The sequence below is a fragment of the Streptomyces rimosus genome (assembly GCF_008704655.1).
GTDB lineage: Bacteria > Actinomycetota > Actinomycetes > Streptomycetales > Streptomycetaceae > Streptomyces > Streptomyces rimosus.
Map to the genome: position 1 here is coordinate 2,223,575 of NZ_CP023688.1, position 16,928 is coordinate 2,240,502.

Genomic DNA, 16,928 nt, shown 5'->3' on the forward strand with positions numbered 1-16,928 from the left:
TGATGCCGTCCGACGGTGCGAACGGGTCCGCGCTGTTACCGACGCACCTACCGCGCCCGCGCACAGGTTTCCTGGAGAGCGATAAAACAGAATCCTCTGTATTTATCGTTCCCCGCCTTTCTCCACCTTATTAGTCCCATTTATCGGGTCAGTGGAGGACGGTTTTTCTGCAGCCGTTCATGAGGTCGGGGAGTTCGCGGCGCGCACGCACGAACACACCGCCGGCGCCTCGTGGCCCACCCCGCGGACACCGGAGCTGCGCCATCAGCCGCGCGTGGCACCGGAGCCGTTCGCGTCGGCCGTCAGCGGCTCCGCACGCGTCCGCGCACCCCAGCCGAACACCGCGGCCAGCAGAGCCACCGCGGGCACCACGAGCAGTGCCGTCCCGCTTCCCCGGACGGCTGCGAAATGCGCGAAGACCGCGGCGCCGACCGCACCCCCGGCCAGATCGAGGCTGCTGAGCCAGGACATCGTCTCGGTCATCCGGCCGGGCGGCGCGAGATCGCCGCCGATCGTCCGCAGCGTCCCGAACGTGGAACCGATGGCCAGCCCGGCCACCGGGCAGAGCAGCAGCACCATCTCCGGGGACAGCCGCGTGCCCAGGCACAGCGCTCCCGTACCGAGGACGAAGACGATCAGGAGGACGAATGCCTTCGGTCCATGGGCCAGCAGGTCGGGTACGGCCCCCAGACCGAAGCTCCCCACCACGCTGCCGACGGACAGTGCGCCGAGGTAGAGACCGGTGTACGCGCCGGCGCCGTGCTCCTTGGCATACAGCGGCAGGAGCACGTCGACGGCGGTCACGGCGGTCACGAACAGTCCGCTCGCGGCCAGCAGCCGCCGCAAAGGGGGTGAGGCCAGCGGCCCCAGCCAGTGCCTCCCGGCGCCGGCGGCGGAGCGCGGCGCGGCCGTGGCGTCCACCAGCAGGAGGAGGACCGAAAGCGCCGTCAGCGTCGCGGTGACGAAGAACGGGGCGACGGGCGACACCGACAGGCTCAGCCAGCCGGCCAGCACCGGGCCGGTGATCAGCGCGGCACCCATCATGGACGAATCCAGGGCCATGGCCGTCGTCAGCGTCGCCCCCTCGCCCGCCGAACACCACACCGAGCGCATCATGACCGCGACCGGCGGGGCGGTGGCCCCCAGACCGACCGCGGTGATCAGGAGCACCGGCACGGGCCCCCCGGTCCGCACCATGAACAGCAGCAGCGCGGTCACCGTCAGATAGGCGGTCAGGCAGCCCAGCAGGACCGGACGTGGCGCGTACCGGTCGATCAGCCGTCCGCGCAGCGGTGCCGTCACCCCCTGCCCGATCGCCGAACCGCTCACCATCAGGCCCGCGGTGCCGTACGAGTAGTCCCGGCCGACCAACAGCAGCAGGCTCAACGTGACCATGCTGGGCGGGAGTTTGGAGATCATTCCGACGAGCGCGTTCCTCCAGAAGCCCGGGACCGCCATCAGGTCCCGGTAACTGGAGAGCAGACGCCGTGGGGCACGGCCGTCCGGGGCGGCGGACACTTCCGGGGCAGCAGACATCGGCTCGATCCCTGGTACGGAGGGGAGACGGACAGCCACCACGTTCGGGAGCGGTGGCCCGCAACGACGGTTCAGCGGTGGGCGGAGAGTATCGCGCGGAGATCCTCCGCGGCTCGGGCCGGCGCGTCACGCGGGGGCCGGCTGTCGCCACACGGCGGCCTGGCCATCCGTCCGGCCACCGACGTGGCCGAGTCGCAGACGCCACTCGCCGGACGGGCCGGACCTCCCGCGCAGGGTGTGAAGATCAGGATGATGAGGCGGGTGCCGGGTGAGGTGGTGGGCTGCGCCATGCACATCTTGACCCAGCCCGGACCGCTCCGCGCATGCTGCAGCGGACGCCTGTCCTCGTCCGGGTGGACGGCCACACCGGCGGTCTCGTAGAGGGGTGCCGCGCAGGGATCCGTCAGTACGGCCGCCTCGAACCGGCGCAGCGTGCTGTCGTCGGGGCGGGCGGCCAGATCGGCCCGCAGGAGGGGTAGGAGGTGCGGTGCCCAGGTGGTGGCCCAGTCGGTGAGCAGGGGCCGACCGTCGAAGAGCATCCACTGCATCGTATTGGTGGGGCGTTTCCCGTACGGAAAAATATCGGTGAAGGGCTGATTATGGGCAAGAATGTTCCATGACGCGTCAATGACACAGGCGGCGTGGGTCATTCCGGCGACAGCCTCCTGCCACACCTGGGGCACCTCCTGCCCGGACTGCGGCGTGAGGGGCCTGGGCGGGTCGCCGATGCCGGCGTAGCGGCACAGGGCCACCCATTCCACCTCGGAAAGCCGCAGCAGCAGGGCGAGGTCCCGCAGAAAGTCCACGGGCGGATTCCGGTACTTGCCGGACTCCAGACGCTGATAGGTCCCCCAGCCCCGGTTGAGCAGGAGATCGACCTGGTGCTGGGCGAGACCGGGGGCACGTCGGCCCTTTCCCCTGGGCCGCGTGAGGCCATGGGATTCCGGCGCTACTGAGGCTCGCCGCTCCGTGAGGAGCAACCGCAGTGCCTCCGCATTCATCTCCGTCCTCTCGTGATGCCGCTCTCCGGAGACACGTGACGCGGAGCGACCTCGAAGCGGCGTCAGTGGTTCCGGACAGCCCGATGAACTCACATCATTCGACTCCCCGATGGGGCGTGTCGTTCGAACCCCCCATGAGTCGTGCCGGCGGAGAGACCACGGCGATACAGCCATGCACCCGCCTGTGGGGATCCTCGCTGTCATCATCTCCTCCGACGGCCGCTCAGCCCGGGTAGTGAGGGTGCCCTTTCGCCGGCCGAGTCACTGTGGTGAATGATCCGGGTGAGTGACTCGGGCAGCTGAATGGTCCGTATGGGTGACGCCTGCGCGAAAGGCGTCACACGCTGCCGGCAGGTGCCTTCCGTACGACGCCCGCGATCTCGTCGTACTCCTTCTGGAGGTGGCTCGGCCGCCCGGCCTGCACCGCCCAGAATCCGCCGATCCCGAGGAGCCCGTTCTTCTTGCGGGCAGCGAGTTTCTTCTCGAAAACCTCGCGCGGTACCCCTTGTGTGTAGCGGGCCTTGCCGAGGAGGGGCAGTTGAATGCTGACATTGGCCGCGGGGTCGCGCACCGTGCCCGGCGGGTCCTCCCCCTGCGCCACCTTCCGCATCGCTTCGAAGTACCTCCGCCGTAGCAGGGTGATGCCTTTGTCGCCGCGCCCCAGCTGCTCGACGGTCCGGTCCGCGAACGTTCCCTGTCCGATCCACGCGGCGAAATCCTGGTTCCCGGTGTGCGACGTGATGATGTCACCGGTCGCCGGGTCGGTGAGCGGGCCGTACCAGTACGGAATCGCGCCGGGATCCTGCCGGCCGGGCGGTACGTCGTCGGGGAGCACGGAGTACTGCCAGGTGAAATTGAGGGTGCGTCGTTCGTCCACCGGCACCCGGAACTCGATGGTGTTCCCGGAGGCGAGGGTGTAGGGCCACAGGCTGAGGATCCCGCCGTCGGTCACGTCGTTCGTGCTCGAGAAGGAACCTGTCGGGCGGACTTCGGGGACTTCCACCACCCGCCCGTTGACGAAACCGTGCTCGAATTCCAGGAAGTCGATCGACAGGTGCCGGGGTACATACGTGGGGGATTCCGGGTCGCTGCGTACGGCGTTCCCGTTCTGGTGCAGCCACTCGAAATGGACGGGGTCCATGCTGTTCTCGTGGCACTGGAACCAGTTGCACGGGAGTTCCGTCATGATGATCTCGACGAAGCCGTGCTCCCAGGTGAACGGCTCGAAGTCGGGCAGCAGCGGCGCGGGGGCGGGGCCGAGATAGGCCCAGATCAGCCCGCCGAGCGTGGTGGTGGGGTACGCGGTGACGCCGACTTTGCCGCGGAATCCGCCGGACGGGCCCGTCTCCTCGAACGGCTGGCTCGTGCAACGGCCTTCGGAATCGAATCCCCACCCGTGGTATGCGCACCGCATCACGTCACCGTCCACCCAGCCGATACCGAGGTCGGTGCCCCGGTGCGGGCAGCGCCGGGAAATCAGGCCGTGGCTGCCGTCCGGCTTGCGGAACAGGACGAGGTCCTCTCCCAGCAGCCGTACGGGTTTGACGCGACGCTGGGTCAGCTCCAGGACCGGCGCCACCGGATGCCAATATCTGCGCAGCAGTTCACCCATTCGCGTACCGCGTTGAACCTGGGAAAGAATGCGGTTCTTGTCCGCTGAGAGCATGGGTACTCCTTCGCTCACGACGTGCACGGAGTGGGGGCACCAGCCGGGCATCCGCCCTGTCAAGGCGCCCCCGTCGGACCCCGGAAGAGAAGAAGAGCCGACGCGCAAGAGTGGGAACAGCCCCGGAGCGCTGCCGCTCGGCCTCGATATCGGAACACGCGGTACCTGGCTTGGTGGACTTGAGTGAGCACCTGTCGACCCGTACGGCGCGGCTTCGGTGGTGCGACGGCGAGCGGCACCGCGGCGTTGATGCGGCGGGTGTGGTGTGACGGTTGCCGGAGGAAGAACAGTTGTCGAAGCAGTAATGGTGCGCCTGGCGGGCATTGAAGTATCGGCCCCTGTCCGTTCGTCATCTTCACTCGGTCCGGGCAGCGTTGTCCACGTGCATCTTTTACACCGAAGAAGTGACGGTCGAATTCGCCTTGCGCGTTCCGTGCGGGGTGTGCTGCTGCCGCCTGCCCCCAACGGTGGGCGCAGATGCGTTTCTCCGGCGAAGGGCGGCGCGCTTCCTCGGTTCACCCGTCAACTCTGCCGGGAAGAGAACCCGAACCAAATAGAGTGGGCGCCCATTCGGCGTAAAACGCGGGGGTGGATAACGCCCGCCGGTCACGTGATGATGTGAGTGCCCTGGGACAAGGGCCCACAGCGCTCACGATGGGGCCGGGGCCAAGGCGCCCACGGCCGGCCCGTCACCGGCCGATGCGTCCACCACCGACGGGTGGACAGCGTCAGGAGCCCCCGTCCCTCACCACTCGCCCCGCCTGCCGCCCCACGCATGACACGACGGAGGAACCGGCCCACATGCCGACAGCGAACACCGACACCACTGATGCGGCTTGTTCTTCGGCCGGTTCCTCGGGGCGGCCGCTCCTGCTGCTGGTAGGCAGCGGCAGCGAGCACTGGCGCGCTTACGTACTGCGGTCCATGGCGTCCGGATACCGGTTGCATTTGCTGTGCCCCGCGCCTCCCTCCTGGGAAAAGCCCTACATCGATTCGTTCGGTGTGGTGGACACCCTGGACGTCGCGGCGATGACCGCCGCCGTCCGGGCCCACCCCGAGCGATTCGCGGGTGTGCTCACCTACGAGGAGACGCGCGTGGAGGCCGTCGCCGAGCTGGCGACCGCGCTAGGGCTGCGTACCAGCCCGCGCGAGGCCGTGAGGGCGTGCCGGGACAAGTACGCCGGCCGGAAGGCGCTCGACCGGGCCGGCGTCCCGCAGGCCCGGTCGGCAGCCGTCGCGAGTCTGGCCGAGGCGAGCGAGGCGGCAGCCCGGATCGGCTATCCGGTGGTGGTCAAACCCCGGGCGCTTTCGGCGAGTTGCGGAGTGACCTACGTGGGCGGCGAGCGGCAGTTGGCACGGGCCTACCAGGAGGCGGGCAGGATCTGGTTCGACGAGGTGCCCCGGTACGCACGGCCCACCCTGGTGGAGGAGTTCCTCGACGGACCCGAGATCAGTGTGGAGGCGGTCTGCCGCGACGGGCAGGTCACGGCGCTGTTCGTGGCGCACAAGCAGCTCGGCTACGCCCCCGGGTTCCAGGAGGTGGGCCACACGGTCCGGGCGGACGACCCGCTGCTGTCCGACGACGTTCTGCTCGAAGTGGTCCAGAAAGCCCACACCGCCGTCGGCCTGACCGACACGGTGACCCACACCGAGCTGCGCCTGACCTCCTCCGGCCCGAAGGTCGTGGAGATCAACGCACGGATCGGCGGCGGCCGTGTCCCGTACCTCGGCGGCCTGGTCACCGGATTGGAGATCGGCCTGCTGGCGGCCGATCTGGCGGTCGGCGCCACGCCGGACTTCCGGACGTCCGGGGCCTCCGCAACGGCCGCGGTCCGCTTCCTGTATCCCGAAAGGGAGGTACGGGTGGAGTCCGTCGAGATCGCGGAGGACCGGCTGCCGCCCGAGATCCGGGAAGTACGGGTGCTGACGGCCCCGGGCCGGGAGCTGCGGCTGTACCCGCCGGGCGACTCCCGCTCCCGGTATGCCCTCCTCGTCGCCGTCGCCGGGACGGAGCGGGACTGCGCGGCGGCACTGGAGCGGGCGGCCGACGCGGTGACCCTGCACGGCACTCCGCTGTCCTGACGGGGCATCGACAACGGCGTCGGCCGGACACCTGGTCGACGCGGGCTGTTCCCACGCCCCTGCAACTGCCCCGCCTTCTCTCTCTTCTCCCCGTCCCGGCGTGCCGCCTCCGTGCGGGCCGGTCCGGAACCGTAACGCAGTGGTGAGGTTCACCACCGTATCGAGAAACCAGGAGCACTCCATGCCAGAAGCGATTCCCGTGATCGATCTCCGGGACAGCGAACACGGCCCGAAAGCGCGCGCCGGGTTCCTGAACCGGCTGCGGGCCGCCGTCCACGACATCGGGTTCTTCCAGCTCACCGGCCACGGCGTCACCGGCGCCGCCGAGCTGCTCGACCTGACGCGTCGGCTGTTCTCCCTGCCGGAGTCGGAGCACGCGGCTCTCGACGTCCTCAACTCCCCGCACTTCCGCGGCTACTCCGCGATGGGGCGGGAGCGCACCCGGGGCATCCCGGACCAGCGCCGGCAGCTGGACATCGGTCCCGAGCGCCCGGCGCGGAGCCCCGGCCCGGGAGAGCCCGCTTACCAGTGGCTGGTCGGCCCCAACCAGTGGCCGGCCGCCCTGCCGGAGCTGCGGCCGGCCGTACTGGCATGGATGGACCGGTTGACGAGCCTCTCGCACCGGATGCTCAGGCTCATCCTGGAGTCCCTGGAGACTCCCGAGGGCTTCCTGGATGATGTGGTCACCCCGGAGCCGCAGATCCATTTCAAGCTGCTGCACTACCCGGGGCCGGACGCCACGGCGGGCAGCGTCCCGAAGGGCGACGGCGCGGGCACCCACAAGGACTACGGACTGCTCACCCTGCTGGTGCAGGACGACAAAGGCGGGCTGCAGGTCGCCGTCGAGGACGGTCACTTCGTCGACGTCCCGGTCCTGCCGGACGCGTTCGTGGTCAACCTCGGTGAACTGCTGGAGGTCGCCACGCGCGGATACCTCAAGGCCACCGTTCACCGGGTCGTCCGCCCGGCCCCGGGGGTCGACCGGTACTCCATGCCGTTCTTCTACAGCCCTCGTCTGGAGGCGTCGGTCCGGCCCCTGCCGAGCCGGTACGTCAGCGCCGCCGGCGGCGTGACGGTGGACCCGGACAACCCCCTGTTCGCCTGCTACGGCGATAACGTCATGAAGGGCCTGACCAGAGGGTTCCCCGAACTGATCGCCCGCCACCACCCCACCTGGTGACCGCTGCCGGACGGTGGGCGTCCTGCGACCGGCCGTCAGCCGCGGCATGGGCCCTGGGCGCTCGCGCCCTGTCACCCCCGCGCGCCCGGCCTGAGTCCTGGTCAGCCTCGTCACCTCTAGAAGATCTCCTCCTGGGCCGCCATCCTCTTCGCCCCCACCCTCGTCGGCACGATTCACGGCATGAACTTCGACCGTATGCCGGAGCTGCACTGGGCGTTCGGCTATCCCTTCGCGATCGTGCTGGTGGCGGTGGTCTGCACCAGCCTGTACGTCATCTTCAAGCGGCGGGACTGGCTCTGAGTCATCGGGTTCGGCGCGAGTACGTTGCGGGTCGGACTCCGCGGGAAGGGCGCACGGCGCACCTTCTTCAAGCCGCTGGGCAGAATGCGGGGAGAACGAGCCCAGCCGGGAAAGGGCGGCTGCAGCAAATGCTGTAGCCGCCCTTGTCAGCGCATGGTCATCACCGAAGGCATTCGCAGGTCCATCACTCTCAGCGGGCCCTCGCGAAGTGACGGATCAGTCCCGCCCGGCGTCCTCGACGGCCCGGCGGAGCTCGCCGGACGCGATGAGGCCGACCACGAGCTCGATGTCCCGGGCCAGCGGCCGGTCACCGTCCATCGTGGCGGAGACGGAGCGGATCAGCTCGTACGCGGCGCGCGTCGGAGCGCTCAGGCACTCCTGACCGCGCAGGTCCGCCGCCTGGCACAGGGCCAGGAGGTGGATGGCGGCGACCTGGCGGACCAGTTCCACGACCGTACGGGCGTCCCGCGCGGCGATGGTGGCCATGCTGACCTTGTCCTGGTTGTGGGCCTCGGTCGACCGGGAGAACGATGTCGCCGGCATGGTGTTCTTCAGCGCCTCGGCGGTGAGGCCGGAGGCGGCGATCTGCATGCCCTTGAAGCCGTGGTGCAGCCCGGCCTCCCAGCTGTCGGCGTCGAACCGCGGGATCAGGTTCGGAGTGAGCCCGTTGTTGAACTTCTCGTCGACGATCAGTTCGAGCTGACGGTCCAGCAGGTCGCCGACACTGGCCACCGCGGTCTTGAGCGCGTCCATGGCCTGACCGACGTGGCCTCCGTAGAAGTTGCCGCCGTTGCGGACCATGCCCGCTTCCACATCGAACAGCGGGTTGTCATTGGTGGAGTTGATCTCGACCTCGACCCAGTTCTTCGCCCAGTCCAGGGTGTCACGCAGCACACCGGTCACATGCGGCGCGCAGCGCACCGAGTACCGGTCCTGGATGGGCTCCTCCAGCTGCCGGAAACCGGACTCCGTCAGGGCAGCGCCCTCGGGGTCCACGGACGGGTCGCAGTCCTCGGGGTTGCCGAGCAGTTCGCGGATGGTCCGGGCGCTGGTGCGGGTTCCGGTGTGCGGCTTCTGGTCGAAAATGAACGGGACGAAGTGGCCGGGGTTGCCCTGGAGCACCTGGGAGGCCAGCGCGGTGCTCAGGTCGGCGGCGAAGGCCAGTTCGGTGGCGTCGTGGACGGCGAGGGTGGCGAAACCCGACATGAACGAGGTGCCGTTGACCAGCGCGAGGCCCTCCTTGGCCCCGAGCACCACCGCACCGAGACCGGCGTCGGCCAGTGCCGCGCTGGCGTCCTTCTCCTCACCCTGGTGCAGCGCCTTGCCCTGTCCGGTCAGCAGCGCGGCCACGTAGCTCAGCGGTACCAGGTCGCCGCTCGCACCGACCGAGCCGCGCTCGGGGATGGGCGGCAGCACATCGTTGTTGAGGCAGTCCAGAAGCAGTTCGAGGATCTCGGTACGGATCCCGGAGGCGCCCCGGGCCAGGCAGTTCGCCCGTACGATCATGGTGGCGCGGATGACGTCCGGGGTGGCGACGGGGCCGATGCCGCAGGACAGGAACCGGATGAGGTTGGTCTGCAGGGCCTCCGACTTGAGGCCGGATATCTGCCGGGTGTTGCTGTCGCCGAAGCCCGAGGTGACGCCGTAGACGGGCAGACCGGCCTCGATGACCTTGTTCTTGAGCGCGAGGGACTGCTCGATGCGCTGGACCGCGCCTTCGGCGAGCCGGGCGCGGACGCGAGTGGTGTCGGCGGGGCGGGCGCCGCTGACGACATCGGCCACCGTCAGCGTATGGCCGTCGATGAGGAGCTCGGCCTTGTCGTTGGCTGCCAGGGCAGTGTCCATGGTGTGCATTTCTCTTCCGTGACGCAGTGGTGACGCGGGTTCGGTAGGCGCGATGGGCCGGTATGTGGTCGAACCCGCGATAAGGAGTACGTAGTTGGCCCAGCAATGCGCCGGGGCGATGGTTCAGTGGTTGAGCGGTCCGGCGGTCTCGTACTCACTCAGCGCCCAGGCCCGCAGAGCCACCTTGTCGAGCTTTCCGCTGGGGTTGCGGGGCAGGGCTTCCACATGGCTGACGGCGGTCGGCAGCTTGTAGCGGGCCAGCCGCTGACCGGCGTACGCGCGGACTTCCTCGATGGTGAGCCGGGGCGCCGCGCCGTCCTGGCGCAGCACCGCGATCGGGGTCTCGCCCCACTTGGGGTGCGGCACACCCACCACCGCCACGTCATGGACGTCGGGGTGCGCGGCGAGTACCCGCTCGATCTCGGCGGGGTAGACGTTCTCCCCGCCGCTGATGATCATGTCCTTGAGGCGGTCGACGATGTGCAGCAGTCCCCCCTCGTCGAGGTAGCCGATGTCCCCGGAGTGGAACCAGCCGGAGCAGTCGAACGCCGCCGCGGTCGCTTCGGGGTTGTTCCAGTAGCCCGGGGTGACGTGCGGCCCCCTGACGCAGACCTCCCCCGGCACCCGCGCTTCGGTGACGGTGGCTCCCGTCTCGGGGTTCGTCAGCCGTATCTCGGTGTACGGCATGGGGAAGCCGGCCGAGTCGGGGTGGTCGCCGACCAGGTGTCCAGGCAGGTACGTCGCGAACGGCGCGGTCTCGGTCAGCCCCCATGCCTGCTGCAACCGGACGCCACGGGCCGCGTAGTCGCGTACCAGCTGCCCCGGCACCGGGGCCCCGGCCACGACCGCGGCCGTCAGCGCGGTCAGGTCGGCTTCGGCGAATCCGGAGGTGCAGGCCAGCGCGGCGAACATCACCGGCACCGCGAACACGCTGTTCACCCGATACCGCGCCAAGTCGTCAAGACACTGGGCGGGTTCGAAAGCCCGCCTGACGACCACGGTGCCGCCGCGGGCCAGGGCGCCCAGGGTGAAAGCGTTGAGGCCGCCGATGTGGAACATGGGCGCCACCGCGAGTGTGGTGTGGCGGGGGCGTACGTCGAGGGAACCGGTCACGTTGAGGTGGTTCCACCACAGGTTGCCGTGGGTCAGCATCACGCCCTTCGGACGGCCCGTCGTCCCCGAGGTGTACATCAGTACGGCGGTGTCGTCCGGACCGACCTTGACGGCTTCGCCGCGCGGAGCGCTCCCGCCCGCCTCGGACAGCGGCTCCCAGCGCGGATGGGCCGAGGTGGCGGCCGGGACGAGCGGGTCACGGTCGCCGAGCAGGAAGCGGCGGACCGGCGAGCCGTCGGCGATACGGTCGACGACCGGCCGGTGCCCGTCCTCGGCGACCACGGTGTGGGTGCCGGAGTCGTGGAGCAGGTAGGACACTTCCTCGGCGGCGAGCCGGAAGTTGGCCGGGAGGAAGATCGCTCCGAGGTGGGCGGCGGCGAGCGCCGTCTCCAGCAGCAGCGCGCTGTTGTGTCCGAGGTAGGCGACGCGGTCCCCGGCCCGCAGTCCACCCTGGGACAGGGCGCCGGCCATCTCGCGTACGCGGGCGCTCAGTTGGGCGTACGTGGTCTCGGTGCCCTCGTAGATGATGGCCGGCGCGTCACCGGCGACCTGCGCCCATCGGTGCACGGCCGCGGCCGTGCTGACGCTGACTTCTCTCATGATTCCCCCGTGCTGAGTGGATATGAAGGCGGTGCGGATGCCGTTGTGGGCTGCCATGGAGCCGCCGGGACATGGGTACGGTCGTACGGGCTCGCCCCGGTTACGGGTCGGTGAGCCCATGGTTGACGTGGCGTCCGGCGGGCGCCCCGGCCCAGTGGGGTCAGCGGGACGAAGTGGCCGAACTGCTCGCGTCGCGGGTCGGTCCGCCCGGTATCGAGCGCGCCGGGAGGCACCGGGTTAGCGGTGCCGGGGGCGCTGGCCGCAGCGCGTCGGCCCGGACGATGCCCTGGCAGGAGCCGCTGGCGGCACTCCTGCCTCCCAACGGAAATGCGGCAAGGTGGAGTTCATGGCCGGTCATTGGGAACCTCTCGGCAAGGACCGGCCGGCGGAATCGGGCATCGGGTTCGCGCTCCCATGGCGGGTCGAATGTGCGAATACGCGGAAACACGAGGAAAGGTAAGGGAGCAGCCGGCCGATTCAACTCATGGTGATACGGCCCCGCGGGGCCGGGAAGAATCGACTGCGGGCGGTGCGCGGAAGCAGAAGTTCGGCTCTTGCCTGCGGTGGTGATGTGCCGTCAGGTGAGGCAGCAGAAGTGAATGGCGAGACCAGTCGAGTGGTCAGCATGCCGAAGATTCATTTGGTTCGTCCCCCGTTTGAACACTGTCGCTTCTCAGCGACGGAAGGGAACCTAACAACAGTCCGTTGAAGACTCCAAGCCATCATGTCCGATGTCCGGGAGTTTTTGAGCCACATCAGAGTGTATGGCGCACTACGTGACTTTTAGTGAGCCGAAGTCAGAAATAACCGTTTTAGCCACCTCGACGCGTGACTCTGCGTACAACTCCTCCACGACGCAAGGGGAGTTTGATCACTTTCCGCTATGAGGCATCACCCCCTGTGGCGCTGATCACGGCGACATCGCGCCACACGGGAACGCGGGCCTCCGCCTAGGAAGTAGGCGCCGACCTGGGGCAACGCGAGGCCAACGTCCGGCACCCCTGGCGAATCCCTTTTCAGGCATCCCTGCTCGGCCACGAGTGCCGCATTCGCCGATGCTTCACCAGGTGGACTTCACCGTGCAGGTGCAGGTGCAGGTGTCGGCGCCCTGAACCAGCGCGCGGAACGAAGAAGCCGCGATTACCTGCCGGAAGGAGACCCGGTGAAGATCCTGGGGCACCTCACCGACATCCCCCTCCCGCCGGCCCGACACCCCGCCCCCCGAACGCGCCCCTCCTGCCGGCCATCGACGCTCGTTTACGCCCACCCGACCGCCTGACGTGCAACCTTGGCAAGGCGCAGCCCCCGACGCCTGCCGCGTACGGCCCGCCGACGCGAGCACGCCGCACCTCCGCGAACCCGCCCTCGGTGCTGTGATCAGCGTCTCACGTGCCGCCGTCAGCTCCGTTGACCAGCCGTCATACAGAAGGTGCATCACAGATGCAGGCGGCCGACTTGCGGGGCAGGTTCCCGCTGTATGTAATTCCGGCGTTTACATGACACGTGCGCTCGAGTGCGCATGTTAGTTGCAAGGCGGGGGAATGTACGAAAGCTATCTGGCGGAAAAGCTTGACAAGCTCAGACGAGATGGCCAGTACCGAACGTTCACAGAAATCAATCGTCACGCGAATGCGTACCCGAAGGCGACGCGTCGCGCGGCCGACGGGCGCAGTCAGCAGGTGACCGTATGGTGCAGCAACGACTACCTGGGATGTCGCAGCACCCCAAGGTGGTCGAGGTCATGCACCGGGCGATCGATGAGTACGGAGCCGGTTCCGGGGGGTCGCGGAACATCGGCGGAACTCACGCCCACTATTCCGCGCTGGAGGCTTCGCTCGCCGAATGGCACCACAAAGAAGCCGCCCTGGTCTTTCCCACGGGATACAGCTCCAACGATGCGACTCTGCGGTGCCTGCTACGCCTGCTGCCCGATCCCATCGTCCTGTCCGACGAGCTGAACCACGCTTCGATCATCAACGGGATATGCAGCACCAAAGCGGAGCGCAAGACGTTCCGCCACAACGATGTGGCCCACCTGGAAGAGCTGCTCGCCGGCCAGCCTCTGGACCGTCCGAAGATCGTCGTCTTCGAGTCCGTCTACTCGATGGATGGTGACGTCGCCCCCATCGAAGAGATCGTCAAGCTCGCGCACGAGTTCAACGCGCTCACCTACCTCGACGAAGTGCACGCGATCGGCATGTACGGGCCCCGGGGCGCGGGGATCGCCGCAGACCTGAATGTCGATCACCTCGTCGACATCATCCAGGGCACCATGGCCAAGGCGATCGGCGTCATCGGCGGATACATCACCGGCTCGACCACCCTGATCGACGCGGTCCGCAGCTTCGCCTCGGGCTTCATCTTCACCACTTCACTGCCGCCCGCGGTCGTGGCGGCCTGCCACGCCAGCGTGGAACATCTGAAGACCTCCACCGCCGAACGGGACGCGCTGCAAAGCAAGACCGCTCATCTGCGTACGGCCCTGGAGGGCGCCGGGATCGAGGTGATGCCGTGCAGCACGACGCACGTTCTGCCGGTCCTGGTCGGGGACGCCGAGCTGTGCAAGCAGTCGGCCGCACGGCTGCTGGACCTGCACGGCATCTACCTGCAGCCCATCAACTCGCCCACCGTCCCGGTCGGCACCGAGCGATTCCGCGTCAACGTCACGCCGAATCACTCCGACGAGGACATCGCCCACCTGGTCCGCGCCCTGGACGAGGTCTTCACCCACTTCGGCCTTCACAGGAGGACAGCGTGACGACAGCGACCGACACCGTGGTGCGGCGTGCGGAGCCGGGGGACATCGACGAACTCATCCGTCTGCGCGCCTTCCTGCTCGACGGCGACGAGGAGCAGGCATCGCTCCCGTACATCGCGACGACCCCCGAGGCGCGCAGGGCGTGGCGGGCCGGCTACCGGGCCTGGCTGACGGAGAAGGTCTCCCATGAGGACGTGTTCGTCTCGGTGGCCGCCGGCCCCGACCGGCTCCGTGCGTGCGCCATCTCCGTCATCGACCAGCGTCCCCCCTCGCCTGCTCAGCCCAACGGCCGGGTGGCCTGGATGCAGACCCTCGTCACCGATCCGCGTGACCGGGGCCAGGGGCTGGCCACCGCGGTGATCGACCGGCTCTTCGAGTGGGCGGTCACGCGCGGCGCCGACGTCGCCATGATGCAGAGCAGCAGCGGTGCCGTGGAGTTCCACCGCCGGGCCGGCTGGCAGCTCTCCGAAGAGGGCCTCTACCACCGCCCCGTCACCGCGAGCCGGGAGGGCTGATCCCCATGGACACCGTGAAAGTACTGATCGCGGGAATGGGCTACGCCGGTACGCGCTTCCGCAGCGCGCTGCGCAGCCTCGCCGGCCCGCGGGAACTCGGTCTCGACATCGAGATCGCGTACCACGCCCGGCACCGTACGGTCGAGGACATCCCCTACTTCCCCACGGTCGAAGGCGCCCTCAGGGAATTCGAGCCCGATCTCGTCATCGTCGCGGTGACCGACTCCGCGCACGCCGAGATCCTGACGCGCCTCAAGGGCTACCGGGGTTTCGTCCTGGCGGAAAAGCCCCTCACCTCCGCGCATGACGACCTGGACGCCGTGACCTCGGCCCTGAGCGATGTCTCCGGCTTCGCCATGGACCTGGTCGGCCGGTACTCGGAGGCGAGCGTGGCCCTTCGGGACCATGTGCACCGTCACCGCCTGACCCTGGTGCGGGCCCACGCCACCTGGGGCAAGAACCGCATCAACGACCACCGGCCCACGGTCGGAGTCGCCAGTGAGGTCGTCCATTCCCTGGACCTGGTCCAGGGGCTCGACCTCGACGGGCGGCAGCTGCGGCTCCGTGACGCCGTCGCCGTCTGCTCCGACTACTCCGTCTCCGGGCCCGACGTCCTGGACAGCGTGGCCCTGACAGCTCAGCTGGGCGACGCCGTGGTGAGCGTCTACAGCAGCTTCGTCAACGTCACCCGGCAGCGCACGATCGACTGCGTCTTCCGGGACCGGGAAGGCGGCCTGGTCTACGCCACCGTGGAGTACTCCAACCCCACGTGGGACGCGGACCACCTGCGGATCTGGCGCGAGGCCGACGGCCGGGAAGAGCTGCTGTGCGAGGTGGACACCCGCCACGACCCGGTTCCCGAAGGGCACAGCACCATCGTCTCGCTGCGCCGCGTCGTCACGGACGCCGTGCGGTTCGCGCACAACCGGCAGCAGCCTGCCGTACCGTTCGCCGGCCTCGAGGAGTCCGTACGGCTGCAGCGCCTGCTCAACGAGATCGAACGGAAGGCCGCGGTGACCGAACCTGCCCGCTACTTCCCCAACGGTCGCCAGATCATCGCCGAAACGGACTTGGAGCGCCTCGGATGAGCGCCACAGAGACAATATCCACCCCCAAGAAGGACGACACTCGCAGTAGGTTCATCCCGTTGCTGGCGCTGGGCACGTTCGCGCTGGGCGTGGACGCCTACGTGATGGCCGGACTGCTGCCCCTGGTGTCGGCGGATCTGCACATCTCGGCGTCGTCGGCCGGCCAGATGGTCACCGTCTTCACGCTCTGCTACGCGCTGGGCGGGCCGGTCTTCGCCACCCTCCTGGCCGCCCGGCCGGCGAAGGTGGTGCTCGGCGTGGCGCTGGTGGTCTTCACCATCGGCAATGCCCTGACCGCCGTCGCCCCCAGCCTGTGGGTCCTCCTGATCGCCCGCGCGGTCGCCGGCATCGGTGCGGGCGTGTACTCCCCCATCGCCGCCGCCACGGCAGCGGGCCTGACCGCTCCGGAACGGCGTGGCCGCGCGCTCGCCACCGTCATGGGCGGCCTGAGCATCGGCACCGTCATCGGTGTCCCGGTCGGCATGCTGCTCGCCTCGCACATGGGGTGGCGCGGCACGCTGTGGCTGATCACCGCGCTGGGCGTGGTCGCTCTGATCGGGATCACGCGGCTGCCGCAGGTCGCGGTGAGCCCGCCGCCGCCGCTGGGTCAGCGCGTGCGCGCCCTTGCCAGTGGCCGGGTCGCCGGCATCGTCTCCGTCTCGCTGCTCGGCGGTATCGCCAGCCTTGGTCTGTACACCTATCTCGCCGAGTTCGTCGTCGACGCCGCGCACACCGACCAGACGGTCTGGGCCATGTGGGCCTGGGGCGCGGGCGGCATCATCGGCAGTCTTCTGATCGGCCGCATCGTGGACCGCACCGGCCGGCCCTTCGCCGCGGTCGCCTGGATCCTGGTCCTCGTCGTGGTCAGCCAGCTCGTCCTGCCCGTCGCCGCGCACACTGCCGTGGCTCTGGCAGCCGTCCCGCTCGTGATCTGGGGCGCGGCGGGATGGGCCATCCAGGTGCCGCAGCAGCACCAGCTCATCGCGGCCCAGCCGGAACAGGCCACGGTCGCCGTCTCGCTCAACAGCTCCGCCGTCTACCTCGGCAGCGGCCTCGGGTCCGCGCTCGGCGGCGTGGTGCTGGGCCTCGGCGTGGCTCCGGGCTCCCTGCCGTACTACACGGCCGCACTCACCCTGGTCGCCCTGATGGTGCACCTGACCGTGGTGCGTGGTGCCGTGCGGCGCGGGGGAGATGCCGTTACGACACCCTGAGCTGGGACGACAGCCACAACTGGCTAGTTTGTA

General features: G+C 68.9%; 11 protein-coding genes and 1 pseudogene. 7 read left to right on the forward strand and 5 right to left on the reverse strand.

Translation table 11 applies throughout. The features are described from left to right. Positions 1-264: 264 nt before the first annotated feature. From CP984_RS09130 to CP984_RS09140, 3 genes are all read right to left on the reverse strand, one after another. Complete coding sequence (locus tag CP984_RS09130) at positions 265-1,536, reverse strand: MFS transporter (protein WP_226048632.1); 1,272 nt, start codon at positions 1,534-1,536, stop codon at positions 265-267. Positions 1,537-1,607: 71 nt separating this feature from the next. Continuing rightward, positions 1,608-2,342 carry an MmyB family transcriptional regulator gene (locus CP984_RS09135; RefSeq protein WP_003980859.1) on the reverse strand — a complete coding sequence of 245 codons (735 nt, stop codon included), beginning with the start codon at positions 2,340-2,342 and terminating at the stop codon, positions 1,608-1,610. Positions 2,343-2,874: 532 nt separating this feature from the next. Then, complete coding sequence (locus CP984_RS09140; RefSeq protein WP_030183551.1) at positions 2,875-4,203, reverse strand: Rieske 2Fe-2S domain-containing protein; 1,329 nt, start codon at positions 4,201-4,203, stop codon at positions 2,875-2,877. A gap of 801 nt (positions 4,204-5,004) precedes the next feature. On the opposite strand from CP984_RS09140, the gene CP984_RS09145 reads away from it, so the two are divergent. From CP984_RS09145 to CP984_RS09155, 3 genes and pseudogenes are all read left to right on the forward strand, one after another. Further along, positions 5,005-6,285 carry an ATP-grasp domain-containing protein gene (locus CP984_RS09145; RefSeq protein ID WP_078575294.1) on the forward strand — a complete coding sequence of 427 codons (1,281 nt, stop codon included), beginning with the start codon at positions 5,005-5,007 and terminating at the stop codon, positions 6,283-6,285. 181 nt (positions 6,286-6,466) lie between these two features. Further along, a complete protein-coding gene (locus CP984_RS09150) occupies positions 6,467-7,465 on the forward strand; it encodes an isopenicillin N synthase family dioxygenase (protein WP_030183545.1) in 999 nt (332 codons plus the stop codon). 120 nt (positions 7,466-7,585) lie between these two features. Beyond that, positions 7,586-7,765: pseudogene (locus CP984_RS09155) on the forward strand (CorA family divalent cation transporter); the annotation flags it as partial. A gap of 216 nt (positions 7,766-7,981) precedes the next feature. Here CP984_RS09155 and CP984_RS09160 read toward each other — a convergent pair. Next, entirely contained in the window at positions 7,982-9,610 is a 1,629-nt protein-coding gene (locus CP984_RS09160) for an HAL/PAL/TAL family ammonia-lyase (RefSeq protein WP_176564538.1), read from the reverse strand. Between the two features lie 123 nt (positions 9,611-9,733). Next, the gene (locus CP984_RS09165; RefSeq protein ID WP_003980865.1) at positions 9,734-11,323 is read right to left on the reverse strand and encodes an AMP-binding protein; all 1,590 of its coding nucleotides are present in this window, start codon (positions 11,321-11,323) and stop codon (positions 9,734-9,736) included. Positions 11,324-13,010: 1,687 nt separating this feature from the next. Between CP984_RS09165 and hemA the strand changes: the two genes are divergently transcribed. The 4 genes from hemA to CP984_RS09185 are packed head-to-tail and all read left to right on the forward strand — an operon-like array spanning position 13,011 to position 16,895. Further along, complete coding sequence (gene hemA, locus CP984_RS09170) at positions 13,011-14,081, forward strand: 5-aminolevulinate synthase (RefSeq protein WP_197049373.1); 1,071 nt, start codon at positions 13,011-13,013, stop codon at positions 14,079-14,081. After that, on the forward strand, positions 14,078-14,596 hold the full coding sequence (locus CP984_RS09175; RefSeq protein ID WP_003980868.1) for a GNAT family N-acetyltransferase: 519 nt from the start codon (positions 14,078-14,080) through the stop codon (positions 14,594-14,596). The genes hemA and CP984_RS09175 overlap by 4 nt, the downstream gene beginning before the upstream one ends. A gap of 5 nt (positions 14,597-14,601) precedes the next feature. Continuing rightward, complete coding sequence (locus CP984_RS09180; RefSeq protein ID WP_003980869.1) at positions 14,602-15,684, forward strand: Gfo/Idh/MocA family oxidoreductase; 1,083 nt, start codon at positions 14,602-14,604, stop codon at positions 15,682-15,684. Then, positions 15,681-16,895, forward strand: coding sequence for an MFS transporter (locus tag CP984_RS09185; RefSeq protein WP_043979942.1), 1,215 nt, complete (start codon positions 15,681-15,683; stop codon positions 16,893-16,895). The genes CP984_RS09180 and CP984_RS09185 overlap by 4 nt, the downstream gene beginning before the upstream one ends. Positions 16,896-16,928 lie beyond the last annotated feature (33 nt).

Bases quoted from the DNA above. Each gene is read 5' to 3' on its own strand.
- CP984_RS09130 (WP_226048632.1), bottom strand. From the start codon at position 1,536: ATGTCTGCTGCCCCGGAAGTGTCCGCCGCCCCGGACGGCCGTGCCCCA.
- CP984_RS09165 (WP_003980865.1), bottom strand. From the start codon at position 11,323: ATGAGAGAAGTCAGCGTCAGCACGGCCGCGGCCGTGCACCGATGGGCG.
- CP984_RS09140 (WP_030183551.1), bottom strand. From the start codon at position 4,203: ATGCTCTCAGCGGACAAGAACCGCATTCTTTCCCAGGTTCAACGCGGT.
- CP984_RS09150 (WP_030183545.1), top strand. From the start codon at position 6,467: ATGCCAGAAGCGATTCCCGTGATCGATCTCCGGGACAGCGAACACGGC.
- CP984_RS09180 (WP_003980869.1), top strand. From the start codon at position 14,602: ATGGACACCGTGAAAGTACTGATCGCGGGAATGGGCTACGCCGGTACG.
- CP984_RS09160 (WP_176564538.1), bottom strand. From the start codon at position 9,610: ATGGACACTGCCCTGGCAGCCAACGACAAGGCCGAGCTCCTCATCGAC.
- CP984_RS09185 (WP_043979942.1), top strand. From the start codon at position 15,681: ATGAGCGCCACAGAGACAATATCCACCCCCAAGAAGGACGACACTCGC.
- CP984_RS09145 (WP_078575294.1), top strand. From the start codon at position 5,005: ATGCCGACAGCGAACACCGACACCACTGATGCGGCTTGTTCTTCGGCC.
- hemA (WP_197049373.1), top strand. From the start codon at position 13,011: ATGGTGCAGCAACGACTACCTGGGATGTCGCAGCACCCCAAGGTGGTC.